This window comes from Euzebya pacifica (genome assembly GCF_003344865.1).
In the GTDB taxonomy this organism is placed as follows: domain Bacteria; phylum Actinomycetota; class Nitriliruptoria; order Euzebyales; family Euzebyaceae; genus Euzebya; species Euzebya pacifica.
The window spans coordinates 228,997-248,584 of record NZ_CP031166.1; the positions used below are offsets into that span (position 1 = coordinate 228,997).

Here is a 19,588-nt window from a genome sequence, read left to right on the forward strand (position 1 = left end):
CCCCCGCGGGGCTACGGTGGGCCTCACATGGATGAAGTACGGACCGCAATGACCGCGACGATCAAGACGATCGGCTCGATCGCCGATCCCGTCGACGCCCAGGCCGACGCGCGGGACTGGTCGACCGCTGCCGGGTCCTACATCGAACGGTTCGGCGACGTGCGCCGCAAGGCCATCGCCGCCAAGGTCGCAGGGTCCAACCGCACACAGGTCGCCCGTGTCCTCGGGATGTCACGCCAACGCGTCTCCCAGATCCTCAACGGCGGCGGATGGCCGCCCGCACCCGGCAAGCGACCCAAGAACGAACCGCTGATCGCCGCGCTTGACGCCCACCTCGAGCGCGTCACCGCCATCGAGGACCCCGTCGCACGGGTGAAGGAGTGTGCGCAGGCCATCGAGGTGCTGGTGTCGTTCCAGAAGGCCCTGCGGGTCACCCGCAGTCGGTGCATCGACTACGTCACAAGGGAACACTCCTACCGCGAGGCCGCCGGCATGTTCGACATGCCCCACCAGCGCGTCCACCGGTACGCCGCCGCGTGACCAGCCCGGGCGGCACCGTCCCGGTCGGGGCCGACCATCAACAGCGATGTTGATCGCTGTTGCCTCGCTGCGAGGAAGCCCCGGTGCGACCACCGTGGCGCTCGCTGCTGCCGACCTCGCCACCGCCAACGGCTACGTCATCGTTGTCGACGCCGACGGGGACGGCTCGCTGCTCGCCCACGGCTACGGCCAAGGCCTTGACGGATGGGCCCGGACCGACGGCGCCGACGACCCCGCAGTCCACGGCACCGCCAGGACCTCCGGCGCCGTGGTTCTCGCCGGCCCGGTGCTCCCGGTCGAGATGCCACCGGTGGTGACCGCTGCGACCGGCCCGCTGCAGCGGGTGTCGCGTGCCGGCGTCACCGTCGTCGTCGACTGCGGCCGCATCGGCGGCCCCTCCGCCGGACTGTTCCACACCGCTGACCGGCGCCTGCTGCTCGTCCGCGACCTCCCACCACACGTGGAGTCCGTAACCGCCCTGCTGGACGGGCGCAACGGCGTCGCCGAGGTGCTGCGGGTCGGCCCCAAGGGCCGGTTGCCCGACGACCCCCAGACCGCCGAACTGGTGATGGGTGACGACTGCCCACCGCAGATGCTGCGGTCATCGCCGCTGGGACGTGCGATCGCGTCGGTCCTTGCCGATACAGGGGTGGAGATGCCCGAATCGGACCGGCCCGCCTGGGCCGAAGCGCAGGGAGCGATCGCGTGAGCCACCACATCCTCGTCGTCGACGACGAACCGTCGGTGCGGGGCGTCGTGGAGGCCGTGCTGTTCGCCGACGGGTTCGACGTCACCACCGTCAGGGACGGCGAGGAGGCGCTGGATGCCATGGAGGAGCGGCTTCCCGACGCCGTTGTCCTTGACCTGATGATGCCGGCGATGACCGGATGGGAGGTCCTCGACGAGATCCGCCGCGACCCGCGCCACCAGCACAGCCGGGTGCCGGTCCTGGTGCTCACCGCCAAGGCCACCGACTGGGACCGTGACCGGACCACCGCCGCCGACCACTTCATGTCCAAGCCGTTCGAGCCCGACGAACTGGTCCAGACCCTCACGCGGCTGATCGCCGCGAAGGCCTCCTAGCCGTCGGCGGCCCGGCGGGCGACCGGCCGGATCCGGGCGAACAGCCGCTCTGCCAGCCCGAACCTGCCAACCGGTTCCGTCCCCAGCCCCACGGCGAGATGGCGGCACGTCGCAACGACCGCCGGGTCGATGTGGTCGGTGGCCTCGGCCACTGCTGACACCGGGAACCCCTCCTCGTTCGCTGCGACGGTGACCGCCTTAACGATCCGCGCGGAGCGGGGAGACTCGTCCGACGCGAGGAACGCCAGCACCCGGTCGACGGCGTCGTCCAGCCGGTCCTGCGCGAGCGGGGGCCTGACACCGGCGTCGTGGTAGTCGTGGGCGTCCTGCGGGTGCCACACGCCATGGTGGACCCATTTGGCGGCCCGTTGCGGTGTCGCGCCGGCGTCCTCCCACGCCTGGACGGCCGTCAGGACAACCGGGTGGGACAGGGACGCCGGCAACGACCAACGTGACCGCAGCCGGGAGGCGTGCCGGATGGTTCGGGGCCGCCGCACCGCGATGTCGACGAAGGTTGCGGTGTCGCGGGCCAGTGTCGGCCGGTCGATCGCCAGCGACCCGGCGGTCATGAGCACGTCACCGACTGCCCACAGGAAGTCCTCCGACATGGTGTCGAGGTCCTCGGCCAGGAAGTCCGCCGCGTGGGCCGCGAGCTCCCGTGCGGTCAGGGACGGGTCGACAAGCGCGAGTGCGGCGAGGGACTCAGCCCGTTCCTCCCGCAGCGGTCGTCCTGCTGCCCGTGCGGTCGCGGCCCATCCACGCGCATGGCGTCCGTGCGGGTCGTTCAGGAGTGCCGCATGGGTTGACAGTGCAGGGCCGAGGAACAGGTGCAGGAGGTCGGGGACCCGGTCGGTGGAAGGGCCGTGCTCGATCCACCGTTCCATGAGTCGGGTAGAGATGGCGGGAGCGGCCCAGTCTGCGTCCCAGGGGAGGATGTCGCCGCCGTGCTCGGCCGGGTCGTAGCCCGTGACCATCCGTTCTACCTCCTCCCAGAACCCCGTAGTGCTCGCTATCGTAGCACAAAAGGGCAATTGTCCGGAATGTGATGTTGGGATCACCATCCGTCACGCGGCTTCGACAGCCCTCCGCGCTCGGGTAGTGATTGCCCTGATGGACTACGACACCAAACCGGCATGGCTCGTATTCGCTGTGGCCCTGACGACCGCCATGTTCGCCTTGGGGGTCCCCGAGCTGTGGGCGGAGGCCCGTGCCGGCACGGTCCTTATGGTCGAACCCGTCATGATGGCAGCGGTCGCCATTGGCCTTGCCATGGTTCCCACAGCCGTGGCATGGATGGCATGCGCAGCGTTCGGCACCTACACCCCCGACCTGTTGCCCGATGAGCTCGAACGGGCGATGCGGCCCGATGTCGCCGTGGAACCGACGGCCGTCGCCAGGCTCCGCGGGTTCAACGTCGTGACCTCGGGAACCCCGCTGCCGCCCTCCCTTCGCGTGACCGACTGACCCCGGGGCGGCCGCCTCCGGAATGGACGGGGTGAACCCACCCCCCGGAGGCCGGTCCAGTTGCCCAGAACACGCACACGCTGCTTGGCGCCCACCACCGATGGCGGCGCCTGCATGCGTCACACCACCGGCGGCCGCTGCCACCAGCACCGCAGCAGCGCGTCGCGCAACGGCAGCGCAGACGCCACGGCCAGCCGTGCCGCAGCCTCCGACCCGTTCACCAGCGGGACCGTCGGCCTCCGCGACCTGCCCGCACAAGCCGCCGGCGACCCGTTCCACGGCTCGGCGCTGAAGATGTCAGGGGTCACCACCGTCTGCACCGGCCCGGGATGTGCAGCCAACACCACCGCACGCGACGGGCTGTGCGCCTCGTGCCACTCCAACGGCAACGCACCCGGTCCCGACACGCCCGGCTACCAGGACCTGATCCACGACGGCATGGCACTCACCGCCTGCACCCATGGAGGATGCGGCCGGCCAACCCGGTCCCGGACCGGGGTGTGCATCAAGCACCGAGGCGTACACGGGCCATCCTCAACGGACCGTGCCGACGGGCTTCCGCAACGGTCCGCCGCAGCGGAGCGCGACATCCTGAACGACCGTGAACCACGGCTGATCGACCTGATCGGCAGCGGCCCGCAGCTCGGCCTCGCCGCCCGTGGCAGCGACCAGCACCGCAGGGACATCCGCACCCGCGATGTGAAGGCCTGGTGCATCGGCGGCAGCGACGACGACCCCTGCCCCAACACCACCAAGTCCACCACCGGCCGGTGCGGCGGCCACCGGCCACCCGCCTACGGCTCCATCTGCATCGGCATCACCACCGGTGGTCAACGCTGCCGCCGGTCGGTCTGGGGCCGACCGACGTGCGACCAGCACCGCGACGGCGACACGGTCCTGACCACCGACACCCACCTGTGCACCGCGATCGCCCACTCGGGGAAACGCTGCACCAAGACCGCCGCCGACGGCACCGTCACCTGCTACCTGCACGCCCACTGGTCCGACCCCGACGCCGACGCCGCCGGCCACCTCGCCGGCACCTCCCAGGCCAACCCCGACCACGACGGACGCGTCACCGGCGGCATCGGACGGTGGAAGACCCGCCAGGCATCCGCCAAGGCCCCCCAGTCATTCCCACGGGACCGTCGCAAGGCCTCTGGTGCCCAACGTGCCCGAACGGCCCCCAAGGCCCCCAAGGCGGGCTTCCGCAGCTACGCCCACGCCAACGACGCCGTTGTCGGTCCCGCCGCCGCCAAGGAGAACCTCCCCGCCGTTGAGCACCTCCGAGGCCGCAAGATCGTCTTCGTCGACATGGACGGCACGGTCTACGACTCGTGGCACTGCTGCTCCAAGAAGGACAACAGCCTCGTCGGCAACGACGAGTGTCGCCACATCCGCACCGACACCGTCGAGGCGATCAAGCAGACGATCGCTGACAACACCGGCCCAGACGGGATCCCCCCTGTTCCCGTCGCGCTCACCTGGCGGGCTGGATGCGAGACGGTGACCCGTGAATGGCTCGGCCACCTCGCCGCCGAGACCGGCCTTGAGATCACCGACGTGTTCCTCCCCGGCTCCTCCCAGGACATCGCTGGACTCGCCATGCCGCGCAACAAGGGCGGGGGGGTGGACCACCAGGCCAACCGCACCCAGTGGGGCGGAGGCCAGGTCGCGTTCAAGGCCCGTGAGATCGAGAGCCTCCTCGATGTCCTCGGGATCGTCCCGGTCGGCCACTTCGAGGACAACGCCGACGTGCTCAAGATGAGCGAGGGGAAGGGCACCGGCCACATCCATCACGTCCCCCGGCTCGTCACCATCGAGAAGCACGAATGGGACGCCGGCTACCTGGGGGCGCCCAAGCCGAAGTACGGCTCGGGGTCATGGGGCGGTGGCCGGTCGAACTGCGAGGTCTGCAACAACCCGTTCGACGGCGTCAACGTCCGCAAGTCCGACGCCGACCGGTGGCGCTGCACCGACTGCGTCGCCTCGGTCGGCACCTGGGCGGAGGAGCAGAAGGCCAAACGTGCCTCCCGCAAGGCCGCAGCGAAGGACAACGGGATCGGCAAGGCCCGCAAGATCGTTCCCCCAGCCGACCCGTTCACCCCCGTGCCCGACGACGACTACTCCGCCGGCAACCACTGCACCTCCTGCGGCACGCCCGTGGGCGGCCACCCCGGCCAGTGGGCCGTCTGCGACGACTGCGACTACGCCACGACCGGGGCCGACGGCGCAGAGATCGTCGAGGGCTCAGACCTGTGGCTCGACACCGGCGGCGAGATGGAGGAGGTCACGGTGATGATGGCCGACGACGGCACCGACTCGGTCGCGGTCAAGCGGCGCAGCGACGGCGAGATGCTGTTCGTCGACGCCGAGGACCTCCACTCAACCCCCTTCTAAGGAGTCCGGGTCCGTCGGGGCCTTGTGATCGCGCAGGATCCGTTCGGCCTCAGCAACGATGCGGTCGTCGTGAGCGGCCTGCTCGGCGGTCACCTCATCGAACAGGCTGGCGCCGCGGATCGTCTCCTCCGACGCGAACGCGGACCTCACGGCCCACAGGGCGGCAACGACCACAGCACCGGCGATGACGGCGCCGCCTGCGGACACGAACGCCGCGAGTGCGGACGCCTTGGAAGGGTGTGTGATCGCCTCGGCGACACGCGCCGGGGTGGCGTCAAGCGTGACGACAACGGCAGCTGTGACCGCGAACGCGGTCAGCAGGGCAAGACGTTCGTTCATCGGACCTGATGGTCGTCCGGGACCCAGTTGCAGGTCAGACGTCGATGCCTGTCGCGGGGCGGACGAGGCAGCCGTCGGGCGCTCAGTTCCCTGTGCAGCAGGGTCAGGACCGGGACGTCATCCGGTCGAACGCCGCGACTGCCCCGCTGATCGCCCTGGCGTAGCCGTTGATCGACGGTTGCCAGGCCGCCTGCCACGGCACGCCGAGATCGCCCAGGATCGGTCGGACGGTCCGGCCGAATGTCGTGCGCATCAACCGCAGCACCACTGCGGCGTCGGGGACGTTGGTGCCGGAACGGCGGGACAAGGCCTTGCACCAGTCCGGCCACCGCGGGTCCCATCCGGACTGCCATTCGACCTCCACGGCCACCCCAGTGTGTTCTGTGGCGATGGCGGCGGCTTTCCGGACCCGTTCGTGGTCCGCGTCCTTGCCGCCGATGAACAGCACCCGGACGGGCCTGTCGAGCGCCGCCAGTCGTGCGGCCATCCCGTCGACGGTCTCCTCGACCCTGACTGCCCGACGCATCGCATCCAGGTCGAACCCGTTGGCCCCGTAGCGGTCGACCAGCTCCAACAGGTCCTCTGGGTCGGCCTCGTGTCCGGGGTGGTCCACGTGCCGCCAGAACGCCTTGTGGGCGGCTGCGGCCGCAAGTTCGGGTTCGCCGCGAGCGACACGGAGTGCGATCCGTTGGGCGTCGACGTCGTCGCTGCCGAGGTGGGCGCGGAGGGTGTCGTCGTTGTCGAGCAGTTCCAGCCAGGTGGCGGCGACCTTGGCGTCGTCGCAGTCGATGGCGGCGTCGGCGGCGAGTGCGACGAGGTCGTCGTAGCGTCCGTCGGGGCACTGGCCCGAACGCAGGACCGATTCGGCGAGGTCGAACGTCTCGGTTGCGGTCAGTCCGGGGGCGTCGATGAGCCCCAGGGCGGTCGGGATGCTGCCGGTCACGCCGTCGTCGACGGCCAGCAGGACGCAGCCGACGAAGGGGGCTCGGGTGGCTGCGTTGGCAAGGCACCAGGTCAGGAACGGCCCTGCGGCGCGTTGGCTGGCCGGTCCGCCGAGCACCAGCCCTTCGGCGACACCGACGAGCAGGTCGGTCGGGGGCTGCCAGCCAGCGTCGACGGCTCGGCTGAGGTGCCGGATTGCGTCGCGTGCGTTGGCAGCAGACCGGAGCGCAGCGATGCCGCGGTGGCCGGCCGCCTCCGCCGGCAGGTGGGTGCCGGCGAGCGCCGGGTGGCTGTCGAGGGCCGACACGGCCACATCCAGGGCAGCGTCGGCTCGCCGGTGGTCACCCGCGGCGAACGCGGCGTACCCGGCGAGCAGCGCCGCGACCGGATGCCCCGGGGCGTGCACGAGTGCGTCGTCGAGCTCGCCGGTGTGACTGGCGAGCAGGTCGGTGACGACGTTGTCGCCGTCGGCGATGGGGGAGGGGACATCCTCGACGAACCGCAGGTCCGTGGCGCACAGGACCCGTTGGACGGCGACGTCTGCGGTGGCGGCCGACCGGATGTCTGTGGGGAGGCTGTTGAGGACGTCGGTGGCGGCGTCGAAGTCGCCGGCGGCGCGGAGCGTGGAGGCGAGCACGACCCCCAACTGGGCGGTCGTGTCGGGATCAACGAGCCCGTCTGCATGGCCGATGGCGGCCTCGACGAGCCGGCGGGCGTCGGCGATGTCGCGCCGGCTGACCAGGACCGTGGCGCGGGTGGCGTACCGCTTGATGGTGGTGCCGCCGCCATCGAAGGCGTCACGACGCTCCGCCAGCATCTCGGCTGCCAACGCAATGGTGTCCTCCCCGTCAAGGAGTGCTTCGCAGACCGCTGCGGTGACGTCGGCACCGGCGACCCGGTCAGCGATCACCCCTCGGACGAGGTCGGTGCGGCCGGTGGCCTCCGCGAGGAGTGTGGCGGTGTCGCCAGCGCGTCGGGCACCGACGAGCCTGCCGATCATCCACCAGTGCCGCCGTTCGTCGTTGGCACCGGTGGAGCTGGGGTCGTGGGCGGGTTGTTCCTCGGCCTGTGCATCGATGCCGGACACGAACCCGGAGTGGAACCACGACCTGGCACGGTCAGGGGTGGAGAGGATGAGTTCGTCGGTCTGGCGGACCAGGTCGGCCCTGCTCAGCGCCTTCTCCGCTCCGATGGCCGATCCAACGGCTGCCCGGATGAGGGTGCGGTCCAGCGGGGTGAACAGCGACGCGCCGGTCAGCGGAGTGGTGACACCTTCTCCGGGGTCGTCCTGGCCGGCGTCGACGGTCTGGCCCTGCTGGTCGGCGATGAGGGTGGCGTCGTGCCCCGGCAGCTGGTCGGGCACTCCGGTCCCCGGGGCACAGCCGGTCAGGATGCGGCGCAGGTGGCCGTCGTCGGGATCGGCGTAGCCGTCCAGCATCGCTTGGGACATCGGGGTTGCGGGCACGTCGATCATTGCGATGGAGGCGACCAGCACGACCGCTGCTTGCCAGCCGTACTTCTCCGTGGTCGCCCGCACGGCGGTGTCGAACTCCTCGGCCGTCGGATTGTTGGCGGCCTCTGGCCCGATGACGGTGCGGGCGTGCTCGACCATCGGATTGACCAGCACCTGGCACATCAGTGGTAGGTCGTCGTCCGGTAGTCGTGCCAGCAGGGTCCGAACGTGCTTGGGGGCACCGCCGGACACGTACTTGGGGTCGACCCTGACGCCGAGCTGGCGCAGCAGGTTTCGGACGCCGGGGTTGCGGCCGTCGCGCAGCAGTTCTCGGGCGGGCCCGTCGGGCATCGCGAGGATCGCGGCTCGCAGGACAGGGGCTGGTTGGGTGTGCATCACTGTCCGCTCCGCCGGTAGTGGTTCCAGAGTCGCCCAAGGGCGCCGCAGGGCCGCAGGGCACCGTCATCGGTGATGGTGACGGCTTGCATGAGTGCGAGCCGTTCGATGGCGTGGTCAACGACGGTGGTGCCGCCGAAGTCCTCTGCGAAGGCTCGCAGGTCAGCCGGTGTCAGGGTTGTCGGCGGGTCGGTCGTGCCGAAGTCGATGGTGAACTCCAGCAGCAGCCCCCACACGTCGAGGTGGGTGTCGTCGAGCCGGTCCATGCCGACGGCCCGCAGGAACCGGTTTGCGTCGTCGGTGCTTGCGTACAGCGTCTGGGTGACGCGGGCGGCGGCGTCCACGAGTCGGATGGACTCGCGCAGGTGCATGTCAACGGAGCGTTGCAGCAGCAGCGGCCAGCCGCCGGTCATCCGGTGCAGTTCGGTGGCGTCGGCGGCGTCGACGGCGGCCTCGATGTTGGCTGTCCACGTCCGCACTGCGTCCGGTCCGAGACGCTTGGCGGTCATCAGGTCCACGGCAACGCCAAGGGACTTCTCGAGGCGGGCTCGGCCCTCGACCCAGTCCAGCGCCGAGGGGTCCATGGAGACCACGGCGCAGACCGAGCCGGCATGGTCGGTCTGCAGCATCTGGTGGGCGTTGACGATCGCGGCGTCGATGGCAGCAGCGTCGGAGCCGGTGACGTCGCCGATGACGATCCGGTGCTTGTCGGTGGCCGCTTCGGGGATCCTTGGGTCGGCCCGCGTCAGGTCCCGCGCCTTGGTGTCGACCCCGGGGCGCGCCTCGGTTTCCTGTTCGAGTTGAGCGGTGAGGTGGCTGCCGCCCAGTGCCGGGGAGGTGAAGATGGCCACGACCCGGTCCGGTCCCGGTGCGGTCAGCCGGGAGGTCTGCGCAAACGACAGTGGTGCGACGGCGGTCCGGTCGGACTTCAGGTAGACCCGGTCGTGCTCGGGGTTGTAGCCGACGTCGCGGCTGCGGCTGGCTGCGGTGGCGAGTTCGGACTCCAACCGTCCGCGGTCACCCAGCATCCGGGTGACGTTGGGCGACCGCATCCGGTAGCGGCCGTCGGTGGACCCGGCGAGGAGTCCGAGGCCGACCATCTCGTCGAGGAGGACCTTGAACTCGTCGGGGAGGGTGTCCTCGTCGACGGCGAAGTGGTCGGGTGCCCGCTCCACGGCGATCTGGCGGAGGTCGTCGGCGGTGACGGCGGCACCCATGCCGTGGCGCAGGTCCAGCAGCGCCAGGGAGTAGGCGATCACCCCGTACCGGGGGTCGAGGTCGATGGTGAGCTTGTACTTCTCCTCTGCGGAGTCGGCGAATGCCTTGGATGCCCACACCTGCTCGACGTCGGACTCCGTGATCTGCCATGGCGGCCCGCCGGTGCCGCGCGTGGCGACCATGTGGCTGACCAGCTTCTCACCGAGGGTCTGGACCAGCGCCGGATGCATGTTGGCGTAGGTGACCATGAGGTCGGCGACGCCGCCGTCCAGGACGTAGCCGAGGGAAGCGAGGGGCCTGGTGATCAGCCGGTGCGCTTCGTTGGGGGTCAGCCCCCCGAGGCTGATCGGGGTGCCGAGCTGGGTGAACGGGTTGTTGGGGTCGCGGGCGAACCGTTGGACCCTGTGGGTGCCGGCCAGCACGAACTTGCAGCGGCCATCGGTCTGGTCCATGACCTGCCGCATGGCGGTGACGACGGGGAAGTCCTCGGGCCGGTCGGCGTTGAGCAGGTGGTCGGTTTCGTCGAGCAGCACCAGCAGTCGCCTGGACGGGTTGGCGTCGAGCCATTCACGGATGCCCGTCTCGACGTTGCGGGCGGCGTCGCCGCCGGTTGGGACGGCCACGTCGCTGCGCCGCAGCTCGTGGGCGATCTCGTCCCACACCGCCGATGCGGGTTCGTTCTTCCCGACGTTGCGGACGTCCCGATACACCGCCACGGAGTCATCGGAGGCCGCCTCGAACCGCCGGCGGGCGGTGTGCAGCAGGGAGGACTTGCCGAGCTGCCGTCCGCCCGAGACCAGCGGGGCACCGTCGGGCCGCATCAGCTGGGCGAGTTCGGAGTCGCGGCCGACGAACACCTCAGGCGGCACGATGCTGCCCTTGCCGCGGAACGGCGACACCGCTGACCACGGCAGGGCCAGCCGCAGGGTGTCGCCCCACGTGAGCGAGGGGACCGAGAGGGCCATGGCCACTGCCGGCAGGTCCAGCAGCGCGTAGGGGTGGTCGCTGGTCGCGGTGGCTGCCATCCGGTTGCGGACCGCCTTGGACACGGTGCCGGCGTAGACGACGATCAGGGGCCGGTCGACGGTGAGGGACCGGATGATGTCGTTGAGCGCCTCGGCGGTCTTGACGTTGCCCTTGACCATGGCGATCCGGTAGGACCCACTGGCGGAGGAGCCGTACTGGGGGACTGCCGCCCCGAACTGGGCGGCGCCGGTCACCTCGAAGGTGTCGTAGTGGGCGGAGGACTGCCGTCCCTTGGACAGCGTGGTCTGGGTGGTGAGCCCAAGGCCAGCGAGCAGTGTCCTGATGCCGCCGGTGTCGGCGCGACGGTCCGCAACCCACTCGACCATGACGTCAGCGGCACGCGACAGGGCCGGGTCGGGGAACGACAGGCCGGCCCACTTGCTTCCCGACTCGATGGCTTGGGGGAGCCCACGCGGGTCGGTTTGGGGGTCGAACCCGTCGAGGAACCCGATGAACCGTTCGATGAGCGGATCGAGTTCGGCGGCGTCGGTGTCGACCAGTCGGCTGTCGGGCGTCCCGGACGCAAGGATTTCGTCGGCCACCGCGGTTCGTCCCGCCAGCGCAGCGGCGCGGGCGGCGTCCCGAGCCCCTTCGGGCAGCGTGGCATCGATGCGATCCAACGTCCGGCTGATCGCCCGTTCACGCGCGTCGGCGAGCCGCCGCTCGAGCCGGACCAGCCGCCGCCTGGCCGCTCCCGGCGCCGTGGCGGGGTCGGCACCTTCCAGCAGAGCGGTGGCATCGGCAGCGGCGGCGTCGTCAGTGCCGAACCAGCCCTGCCGTCGGGCGGTGGACAGCATCGTGCGCATTCGGTCGCGCTCGTCGGCGAGCCGATCGTGCTCGGCGGCCAGCCGGGACTCCCGGACTGCCCGCAACGTCTCGGCGGTGTCGGGATCGGCCGTTTCGATCAGCGACAGCAGGGCTGCGGTTTCGCCGAGGTGTCCGAGTTCCATCCGTCGTTCGTAGGCGGCGACCAGGTCGGTGGGGGCGTGCCCCACCGATTCGAGCAGCGGGTCGAGGAGTTCCTCGACGGTGAGGCCGTCCTCGGGCCGGTGGGTGTCGTCCAGCGGCAGGGTGGTGAGCAGGAGGTCTTCCCCGAGGACCTTGGCGCGGGTCGGTTCGGCACCCTTGATGCGGGTGCCGTCGGTCACCGTTGACACGGCACCGGTGACCGCCGGCCAGACGACGTCGACGATCCAGCCGTTGCCGTCGCCTGCGGCGTGTCCGAGTTCGTCGTGCATGCGGTCCAGCGAGTCGTTGAGGACGGCGCGGAGGGTGTCGGCGACCTCGACCAGGTGGTCGCGGTCAGCCCGTTCGTTGGCGGGGATGGCGTCGAGCCAGTCACGGACGATGTCCATGCACTGCTCGGCCCAGGCCATGAGTCGTTCCCGTGCCCCGTACAGGATCGGGTCCGGCAGTTTCGGTCCGCGGTTGTGGACCCGGTCGATCAGTCGGTCCAGGCCAACCCTCTCGGCTTCCGCGAGGGCGGCGGCGACCTCGTTGGCCTTCTCGCGTCGGTCGGCTGCGACGGGCCGCAGCAGCGCCATCAGCCAGCCGTCGTCGCCGTCGCTCATCCAGGTCCGCCAGACCGCTGTTGATGCCCCGTGCTTGATCGTGCGGTCCTTGCCGCCCCGGACTCGTGCTGCGGCTTCGCGTGCGGCGTCGACGGCTGCGGTGTCATCGGGGGGGCCGAGGACTTCCACGGGACCGTCGGAGCCGACCATCAGCCCCTGCTGGGCGGCGATGATCACGGCGTTGAGGATCCGGTTGGTCGCCCGCATGCCCTCCGTTGCGTCGGCCACCTGGCGGGCGAAGTGGTTGGTGCGCCAGGGGGAGATCATGCAGGCGCGGAGTGCCGCAGCGATGGTGAGGACCCTTGCCTCGGCGTCGCCGAGGAGGACGTCGGGTGGGGTGAGCGGCACTGCGGCGTCGAACGCGGTTGCCATGGGCCCCTCGGACCGGCGCATGGCTCGCGCGATCGTGAACAACCGGACGGCGCCGGACAGGGCCTCGAAGTGGGTGCCGGGATGGACTCGCTCGGCTGCGTCGGCGGTCGCGGCGGCGGAGGCGAACCGGCCGGCTCGCAGGTAGGCGTGAACGGCCTCGTCAAGAGTGGCGGCGTCGTGCCGGTCAGCCACTGACGGCCGCGTTGCCTCAGGCTCGGGCTCAGGTTCGGGCTCGGGTTCCGGTTCGGGCTCGGGTTCCGGTTCGGGCTCCGGTTCCGGTTCGGGTTCCGGTTCCGGTTCGGGCTCGGGTTCCGGTTCCGGTTCGGGTTCCGGTTCGGGCTCGGGTTCCGGTTCCGGTTCGGGTTCCGGTTCCGGTTCGGGCTCCGGTTCCGGTTCGGGCTCCGGTTCCGGTTCCGGTTCGGGCTCCGGTTCCGGTTCGGGCTCAGGTTCCGGTTCCGGTTCGGGGTCGGGCTGCGGTTCGGGCTCGGCCGTGGGTTCGGGGGCGTCGTCGGTGAAGTGGAGCAAGGCTGGCCCGTGCACCGCCAGGAGGAACTGGTCGACCTCGTCGGGCAGGCCAGCGCGGAACTGTCCGACCGCGGCGGGGGAGCGGTCGCCGTCCAACCACTCGAGCACTGCCAGCAACGCATCGCGGTGCGGCGTGTCGGGATCGGCTGCCGCGTCGCGCAGCGCGGCTGCAACCGTGTCCGCCGGTGGCTCGCCGACCAGCGTCGCGTACCGCTCCAGCGGGTCGACCGACCCGCGCTCGTCCAGTCGCCGCGCCCAGCTGACCAGCAACTGCTTGGCCTCCTCCGACCCGAACCCGTCCTCGGCCGGGTCGGGATCGGGATCGAACCGGTCGTCCTCGGCCATGGCCGTCGCGATCGCTTCCCACGCCAGCGCCGCGACCACCGTGGCCTGCGCCGCCGCGGCTGCTACCTGCCGAAGCCTGTCGGGATCCTCTGCCGTCATCAGCAGGCTGGCGTGTGCACGCGTGTAGGCATCCGCAACGAGCCACGCGAGGACGGTTCCGTGCTCGTTGCCATCGAAGGGGTTCTCATCGCTGTCGCCACTCAGGAAGTCCTGTACCTGCTCGCTGAGGTCCAGCAGCGACGAGGCCAGGACCGCCGCCGGCTGGTCGGGCTCTCCGCCGAGCATTCGCACCAGCAGGTCCGAGGGGTCCTCGTCCAGAACCACAAGCTCCGGGTCGACCTCGGTCTGCCATGGGACGTCGTCGTGCCGAAGCAGCGCCAGCGCCATGGCCGACCGTGCACGAACCACGTCGGCGAGCAGCAGCAGCCTGGTGGTGCCGATGCCGTGCTCCGCGCAGAACACCTCTGCGGCCTCCCGCACGGCGGCGAGGCCGCCACCCTGGTCCATCGCCTCGGCGAAGTCCGGATGGATGTCGTTGAGCGCCACGGCGAAGTTGTGCAGCGCGCGGCCCCACCGTTCCTGATAGCGCCTCGACGACAGCCTGGTGAGCACCGACCCCTTGATCGCCGGCCTCTCGATGAGCATCTCCGCTGTCGCACGGCGCACCTCGTCCGGCATCGTGCCCAGGGCCGCGTCGGCCGTCTCCACTGGCAGGTCCGCCAAGTGCGGATGCAGCATCCGGCCGATCCGGTCGTAGTCATCGGGGGTGGGGCCCCCACAGGTGCACGTCGCTCTCGTCATCGCCTGACATCATTGCGGGTGGGCGCGACATTGGTCGGGAGGAAAAGGAACACGGCTCTTGAAATTGTCCCTTCACACGCGCCCTGGCGGACCCTCGGCAAGCGCCAGTCGGGAGGGTCGAGGCGGTGATGAAGGCCCCACGAACGCGGCCCCCTGACGGACCTGCGACTGCGGCCGACCCAACTGCAGGATCAGCATGCCGTCGGTGAGGGAACATTCGACCCACCGCCCGCCCCAAGCCACCGCTCGAGCACGTCGAGCCCGCGTGGCCGGGTGATGCCATGGCCGCTCACGCCCGCCCACGCCAACGCCGACCAGACAGTCCACATCGCTGAGCAGCCGTCCTCCCCGCACCCCATCTTGCGTGCGCAACGAGAGTCGCTTGGGCCGGGGCGACTTCCCGGTCAGCCGTCCACGTCGAGGCGGACGGCGGCGACAGCCGTGTGTGGGTGGCGTTGCGCCTGTCGGGTTGGCGGGGCAACCCGGCGGCGGTGGCCGCGGCCGGTCCCAACCGGGACATCCACCCGAAATGATCGGGCGAAACCGCGCAGGTCCTCACGGGCCGTCCGGCAGAGCTCACGTGACGCGGGGGAGAGAAGCAGGTGGCGGAACGCGCCGCCGACGAGGGCGAGGAGCGCGAGCTGGACGACGGTGGTGGCCAGGCGCACCGTCAACGGGTCCGGGCCCATCAGACGCTCGCGGTGGTGGCGGCGGTGCGTGGGCGGCCGGTGACCCATGCGGCACTGGTGGCCAGCAGGGGCAGGAGCAGCGGCCCGGTGCCAACGACGGCGGAGAAGGCCGTCATGCCGGCGGCGCCGGCGGCGAGGGTGCAGAGGCCGCCGACGGCGGGGGCGGAGCCGATCGCTGCGAGGGAGCGCTTGATGAGCTTGAGGGCGTAGATGACGGCGGCGACGGAGGCGATGAAGCCGAACGGCCCCGGCACGACGGAGAAGATGAGGGCGACGGCGAGTCGCGCGGCTGCCGAGGAGATGGCGGTGTCGGTGATCATTTCCCACTTCCCTTCCAGTGTAGTGCTACGTATCGTAGCACTATGTTGCTGGGGGGTCAAGGGTCAGGCGGGGGCGAGGGGCTCCCGTCCGCTCATGTCGAGGTCCGCCATCCACATCCGCAGGTCCGACATGCCCCCACCGGCCTTGCGGCGGGTTGCGATCACGGCCACGCCCTGACGGGTCGCGGCCCGCAGCCACACCGGCATGTCCTCCAGGTCGGCGAACCGGTCGATCCCCTCAACGACGAACACGCGGGTCGACTGCTCCTCCATCCACCGCATCAACGTCGACCACTTCTCCCGGCCCCACCGCTTGGGCTGCTTGCCGAGCCAGCCGTAGGCCATCTCCGGCAACTGCCCGCCTCGAGCGCCGTCACGGACCCGCAGCCACACCACCGGCCCCGCGCCGTAGTCGTTCATCCCCGCATAGGAGGACACGAACGCCCACAGCAGCTCGGTGGCCGCACGCCCGCCGGTGATCAGGAACCCCGCGCCGTGCCCGCCAAGGGCCCCCTGGTAGGCCGCGTCGTGCATCGACTGCATCGCCCACCCCAACCACCGGTCCTCCTCGCATGCCCCCGTGACCAGGCCCTCGACGACCATCGGCAGAACGTCGAAGCGCCACTGCCCCAACGCGTCGCCGTTCCACTCCTCCACACGCTGGATGGTCGTCCCGGACCTGCCCCGGGCGCAGCACGACCCGGAATGACCGCATCGACCCGACACCACACCAGGGGACTCCGATGCCAGGACACAAGTGCAACAAGCCGACCCATGGCGGCACGCCCTGCCAGAACCCGGTGGCGGCACCGGGGGCCACGTGCGGGGCATCTCACCCCAAGGCCGGCCAGGCGACCGTCAACGTGCCCGCTGCGTCCACGGCCGCAGCCGCTGCCGACCCGTTCGCCGTGACGGACTTCGACTCGATCGTCGCCGGCTTCGACGGCCCGGCCACCGAGTCCCTCCGCGACGAGGCCGACACCGAGACCCGCAACCACGTCAAGGCTGCCGCCAAGAGCCTCGGTGGCCGGTTCCCCACCCCCAGCCACGCCTGGGGCAGCGCCAACCAGGCGGTCACCGCGTCCATGGCCATGCTGTCGGGCGCCAAGGACATGCCGATCCCCGAGCAGATCGCCCGTCTCGAGGGCGCCGCCCACAACCTGCTCGTGGCCGCCGCGGTCATGCGTGCGGTGCCCGCCAGCGGCAACGGCGATCCCGGCGACACCGACGCGGCGCACAGCAGCGTCGCAGCGGCCCTCGCTTCCGCGACCGAGCACGGCACCCTGTCGCTGGACCCCGACAACGACAACGTCCGCACGGCCCGCGCCTACGCCCGGAAACTGGCGGTCGACGCCATGCAGGGCCTCGACACGGCCAACCCGACCCAGACGTCGGCGGAGGCCGCCGACCGGTTCCGGCAGGCCGCCCAGTGGCTCACCAGGGGCGTCGCGGTCATCAAGAACCGCGACAACGACGCCCACCAGGCCAAGAAGCTCGGGGCGGGCGGACTCGCGCTCCCGGCCATCGGCAGCAACCAGATCCTCGAAACGCCCGAGGAGGCCCAGGACAACGCGATGGCGTTCTACCTGAGCGGAGCAGCCGACGGTGCCGATGACTGGCTCAAGGGCATGGACGGCGAGTAGCGATGGGGATCCGGCGGGCCCACTCGCGCACCCTGCCCGACGGGCGAACCATCCGGGTCCGCGCCGCCGTCGTCCCCGACGCCGCCGTCGCCGTGATCGACAGCCACCGGACCGTCACCGCCTCGATCGTCGCCGCCGACCCCCTCTCGGCTCCCCCGAAGCAGACGCTGGTTCCCGATGAGGTCACGCGGGGACGGAGGGCCATTGCGTCACGTCCCCTGCGTCCCGGTGGGACCAGGGCGACCGCTCGCGTCGGTGACCTGTCGACCAACCCCGCAGGGCTCTCGGAGGTCGCCGACCTCCTGGCCGAACGGTTCCACGACGACCCCGCGCTCACGGCCCTGCTCGCCGAACGGTTCCCCTCCGCCGACCCGGTCACGGTCGCCCACTCCCTGGTCGAGGCCGTCGACGAGGCCTGGGTGGAAACGGCCGTCAACAACCCGTTGTCCGACGCCGTGCAACGCTCGATCAGCAGGGTGTTCGACCCACCCGTGCCAACCGGCCCCACCTCCGGCGGGGACGGGTCGTGGCCCAACACCACCGGGATGCGCGAACTCGGGGGGGCGCTTGGCCGCACCAACGACCCCTCCGGCCACGACGACCTGCTGCGCGAGGCCGAACCGCTGATCGACGCCTACGTGCAGACCCAGTACGCCCACACCCAACGGCAGTTCGCCGAGCGCGGCATCACCCACCTGCGGTTGTACCGGGGCATGCGGTGGGACGCCACCTCCGGCCATCCCGCCGTGGACGTGGCACGACGCCGGCTCGGTGCGAACCTGACCGCTGACAGCACCGAACGGGTCGACTCCAACGCGGCATCCTCGTGGACGCTGGACGTCCACACCGCCGAGTGGTTCGCCGGGATGGGCGAACCGTGGCCGAGCGACGGCCTGCAGTCCTACGGCCAGCTCGTTGATGCCGTCGTCCCCGCCGAATCGGTCTGGTCGGTCCCGGCGACCGGCCCTGGGGACGCACGGGAGGCCGAAGCGATCGTCATCGGCGCTGCCGGGACGGTCAAGTCGACATGGGCCGAACTGGATGACGACGCCGGCCTGCCCGATGACGACTGGTGGGACAACGGCCCCGACGACGCCTACATGCAGTCCGCATGGGACGGTACCGATGACGCCTGGGAACCCAACGACCTGTGGTGACCGTCTGTCGGTCCACCGTGGGACCATCACCGCGATGACCGACCCCAGCCACACCCCGGCCTCCCAGGACGACCTCGACCTGATCGCCGCCGACGTCCTCTCCCGGCACCACCCCGACACGCTCCTGACCGACCGCTGCGTCCAATGCACCCCTTATGGCCACTTCGACCATCCGATCGAACCGGTCCCGTGGCCATGCCCGACCGCACGGGCCGCGATGCGGGCAGCCCCGACCATCCAGCCGACCGGACCGTCAACGTCCCGTGCGACCATGGTGCCCATGAGCGACACCGACCGGCCCGACCCCACCGACGACGCCCCGATCAACCTCGACGGCGGCGGCAACGCCGACTGGTTGCGGATCACCGCAGAACAGCGACGCCGGCAGGCGCAGACCCCCCCGGAGGACAAGAAGTGATCCGCCCGTCGGGCCGCGACGCAACGGACGTCCGCACCGCCCACTGACGATGCCGCCAACGCCGGTGAACTGGCCAGCCCTGCTCGGCCGGGTCGCGCCGCACCGCACCATCAACGCCGCGTTCGGGTCGGCCGCCGAATGGGCGATCGTCGGCACCACCCCGGACCTCGCCGGCGAGTTCGGACCCATCGACGGACTCCGGTCGATCCTCGTGGCCAACCGGGCCGCACGCGCCCACGCCGACGCCGTCCGCGCCGCCATCGATGACGCCGCATGGACGGAGACGCTCAACGCGATCGTGCCGATGGCCCAAGTCGGCGGCGACCCGTGGGACGCCTACTGCGCGATCGTTGCCGACCACGCCCCCGGGGCCGACCCGGCAGGAGTGCCAGTCCCCGTCCGGCTGCTGTGGGAGGCGCTCCACGAGATCGACACCACCATCGCCTGCCTGCCCAACGACTGGCCGGGCGTCCACACCTACGGCAACCCCCACGTCCAGGACCTCACCGACGACACCGCCGCATGGGACGACACCTGGGGCACCCGATGGGGCCACACCCTGGACCTGATGACCGCCTGGGACGACCTGGGCATGACCCAACCCGAAGCGGCCGTGTGGTCCTCCCGCGGCTACCACCCGCAGGACGCCGCAGCCCTCACCGACCTCGGCCACGACACCGACAGCACACTCCTCGACGAATGGGAAGCGCTGCCAGACCGGCCGCACCTGAACCTGTGGGGCGCCGCCTGCCCCAACCTGACCCGACCGGTCGACGTGCTCCGCCGCGCAGGATGCCCCGCCCCGTGGCGCTCCGCATTCCGCCTCGCCCACTGACCCGGCTCTTGTGCAGCGCGGGGCCGTCCACCTCGTCCGCTACCGTAGCGG

The 19,588-nt window shown here is 70.9% G+C and carries 16 protein-coding genes; 9 read left to right on the plus strand and 7 right to left on the minus strand.

From position 1 onward, the window contains the following. The first annotated feature begins 48 nt into the window (after window positions 1–48). The 3 genes from DVS28_RS26305 to DVS28_RS26310 are packed head-to-tail and all read left to right on the plus strand — an operon-like array spanning window position 49 to window position 1,623. Window positions 49–540 carry a hypothetical protein gene (locus DVS28_RS26305; RefSeq protein ID WP_114594629.1) on the plus strand — a complete coding sequence of 164 codons (492 nt, stop codon included), beginning with the start codon at window positions 49–51 and terminating at the stop codon, window positions 538–540. A 46-nt stretch (window positions 541–586) separates the two neighbouring features. After that, window positions 587–1,249 (plus strand): hypothetical protein, encoded by a 663-nt coding sequence (locus tag DVS28_RS28845; RefSeq protein ID WP_164711119.1) that lies wholly within the window; start codon window positions 587–589, stop codon window positions 1,247–1,249. Further along, the gene (locus tag DVS28_RS26310; RefSeq protein WP_164711120.1) at window positions 1,246–1,623 is read left to right on the plus strand and encodes a response regulator transcription factor; all 378 of its coding nucleotides are present in this window, start codon (window positions 1,246–1,248) and stop codon (window positions 1,621–1,623) included. Before DVS28_RS28845 ends, DVS28_RS26310 begins: the two co-directional genes overlap by 4 nt. Here the strand turns inward: DVS28_RS26310 and DVS28_RS26315 are convergent. After that, entirely contained in the window at window positions 1,620–2,597 is a 978-nt protein-coding gene (locus DVS28_RS26315; RefSeq protein WP_114594631.1) for a hypothetical protein, read from the minus strand. The two genes, DVS28_RS26310 and DVS28_RS26315, sit on opposite strands and share 4 nt — an antisense overlap. Before the next feature lie 136 nt (window positions 2,598–2,733). Between DVS28_RS26315 and DVS28_RS26320 the strand changes: the two genes are divergently transcribed. Continuing rightward, window positions 2,734–3,087 (plus strand): hypothetical protein, encoded by a 354-nt coding sequence (locus tag DVS28_RS26320; RefSeq protein WP_114594632.1) that lies wholly within the window; start codon window positions 2,734–2,736, stop codon window positions 3,085–3,087. A 114-nt stretch (window positions 3,088–3,201) separates the two neighbouring features. Continuing rightward, complete coding sequence (locus tag DVS28_RS26325; protein WP_114594633.1) at window positions 3,202–5,487, plus strand: hypothetical protein; 2,286 nt, start codon at window positions 3,202–3,204, stop codon at window positions 5,485–5,487. Here DVS28_RS26325 and DVS28_RS26330 read toward each other — a convergent pair. From DVS28_RS26330 to DVS28_RS26355, 6 genes are all read right to left on the minus strand, one after another. Beyond that, window positions 5,473–5,826: a hypothetical protein gene (locus DVS28_RS26330; protein WP_114594634.1), complete on the minus strand. Its 354-nt coding sequence runs from the start codon at window positions 5,824–5,826 to the stop codon at window positions 5,473–5,475. The two genes, DVS28_RS26325 and DVS28_RS26330, sit on opposite strands and share 15 nt — an antisense overlap. A gap of 103 nt (window positions 5,827–5,929) precedes the next feature. Continuing rightward, window positions 5,930–8,617, minus strand: a complete 2,688-nt coding sequence (locus DVS28_RS26335) for an ATP-binding protein (RefSeq protein ID WP_114594635.1) — start codon at window positions 8,615–8,617, stop codon at window positions 5,930–5,932. Further along, window positions 8,617–14,475: an ATP-binding protein gene (locus DVS28_RS29375; RefSeq protein ID WP_216826644.1), complete on the minus strand. Its 5,859-nt coding sequence runs from the start codon at window positions 14,473–14,475 to the stop codon at window positions 8,617–8,619. Before DVS28_RS29375 ends, DVS28_RS26335 begins: the two co-directional genes overlap by 1 nt. Before the next feature lie 404 nt (window positions 14,476–14,879). Continuing rightward, window positions 14,880–15,164 (minus strand): hypothetical protein, encoded by a 285-nt coding sequence (locus DVS28_RS26345; RefSeq protein WP_114594636.1) that lies wholly within the window; start codon window positions 15,162–15,164, stop codon window positions 14,880–14,882. Continuing rightward, the gene (locus DVS28_RS26350) at window positions 15,164–15,484 is read right to left on the minus strand and encodes a hypothetical protein (RefSeq protein WP_114594637.1); all 321 of its coding nucleotides are present in this window, start codon (window positions 15,482–15,484) and stop codon (window positions 15,164–15,166) included. Before DVS28_RS26350 ends, DVS28_RS26345 begins: the two co-directional genes overlap by 1 nt. A gap of 63 nt (window positions 15,485–15,547) precedes the next feature. Continuing rightward, window positions 15,548–16,141, minus strand: a complete 594-nt coding sequence (locus DVS28_RS26355; protein ID WP_114594638.1) for a hypothetical protein — start codon at window positions 16,139–16,141, stop codon at window positions 15,548–15,550. A gap of 86 nt (window positions 16,142–16,227) precedes the next feature. Here DVS28_RS26355 and DVS28_RS26360 point away from each other — a divergent pair, with 86 nt between their 5' ends. The 4 genes from DVS28_RS26360 (at window position 16,228) to DVS28_RS26375 (ending at window position 19,537) form a co-directional block, all read left to right on the plus strand. Continuing rightward, the gene (locus tag DVS28_RS26360; protein ID WP_114594639.1) at window positions 16,228–17,127 is read left to right on the plus strand and encodes a hypothetical protein; all 900 of its coding nucleotides are present in this window, start codon (window positions 16,228–16,230) and stop codon (window positions 17,125–17,127) included. A gap of 2 nt (window positions 17,128–17,129) precedes the next feature. Beyond that, window positions 17,130–18,284, plus strand: a complete 1,155-nt coding sequence (locus tag DVS28_RS26365; RefSeq protein WP_114594640.1) for a hypothetical protein — start codon at window positions 17,130–17,132, stop codon at window positions 18,282–18,284. A 34-nt stretch (window positions 18,285–18,318) separates the two neighbouring features. Continuing rightward, window positions 18,319–18,702, plus strand: coding sequence for a hypothetical protein (locus DVS28_RS26370; RefSeq protein ID WP_164711121.1), 384 nt, complete (start codon window positions 18,319–18,321; stop codon window positions 18,700–18,702). Between the two features lie 64 nt (window positions 18,703–18,766). After that, window positions 18,767–19,537 carry a hypothetical protein gene (locus DVS28_RS26375; protein ID WP_114594642.1) on the plus strand — a complete coding sequence of 257 codons (771 nt, stop codon included), beginning with the start codon at window positions 18,767–18,769 and terminating at the stop codon, window positions 19,535–19,537. Window positions 19,538–19,588 lie beyond the last annotated feature (51 nt).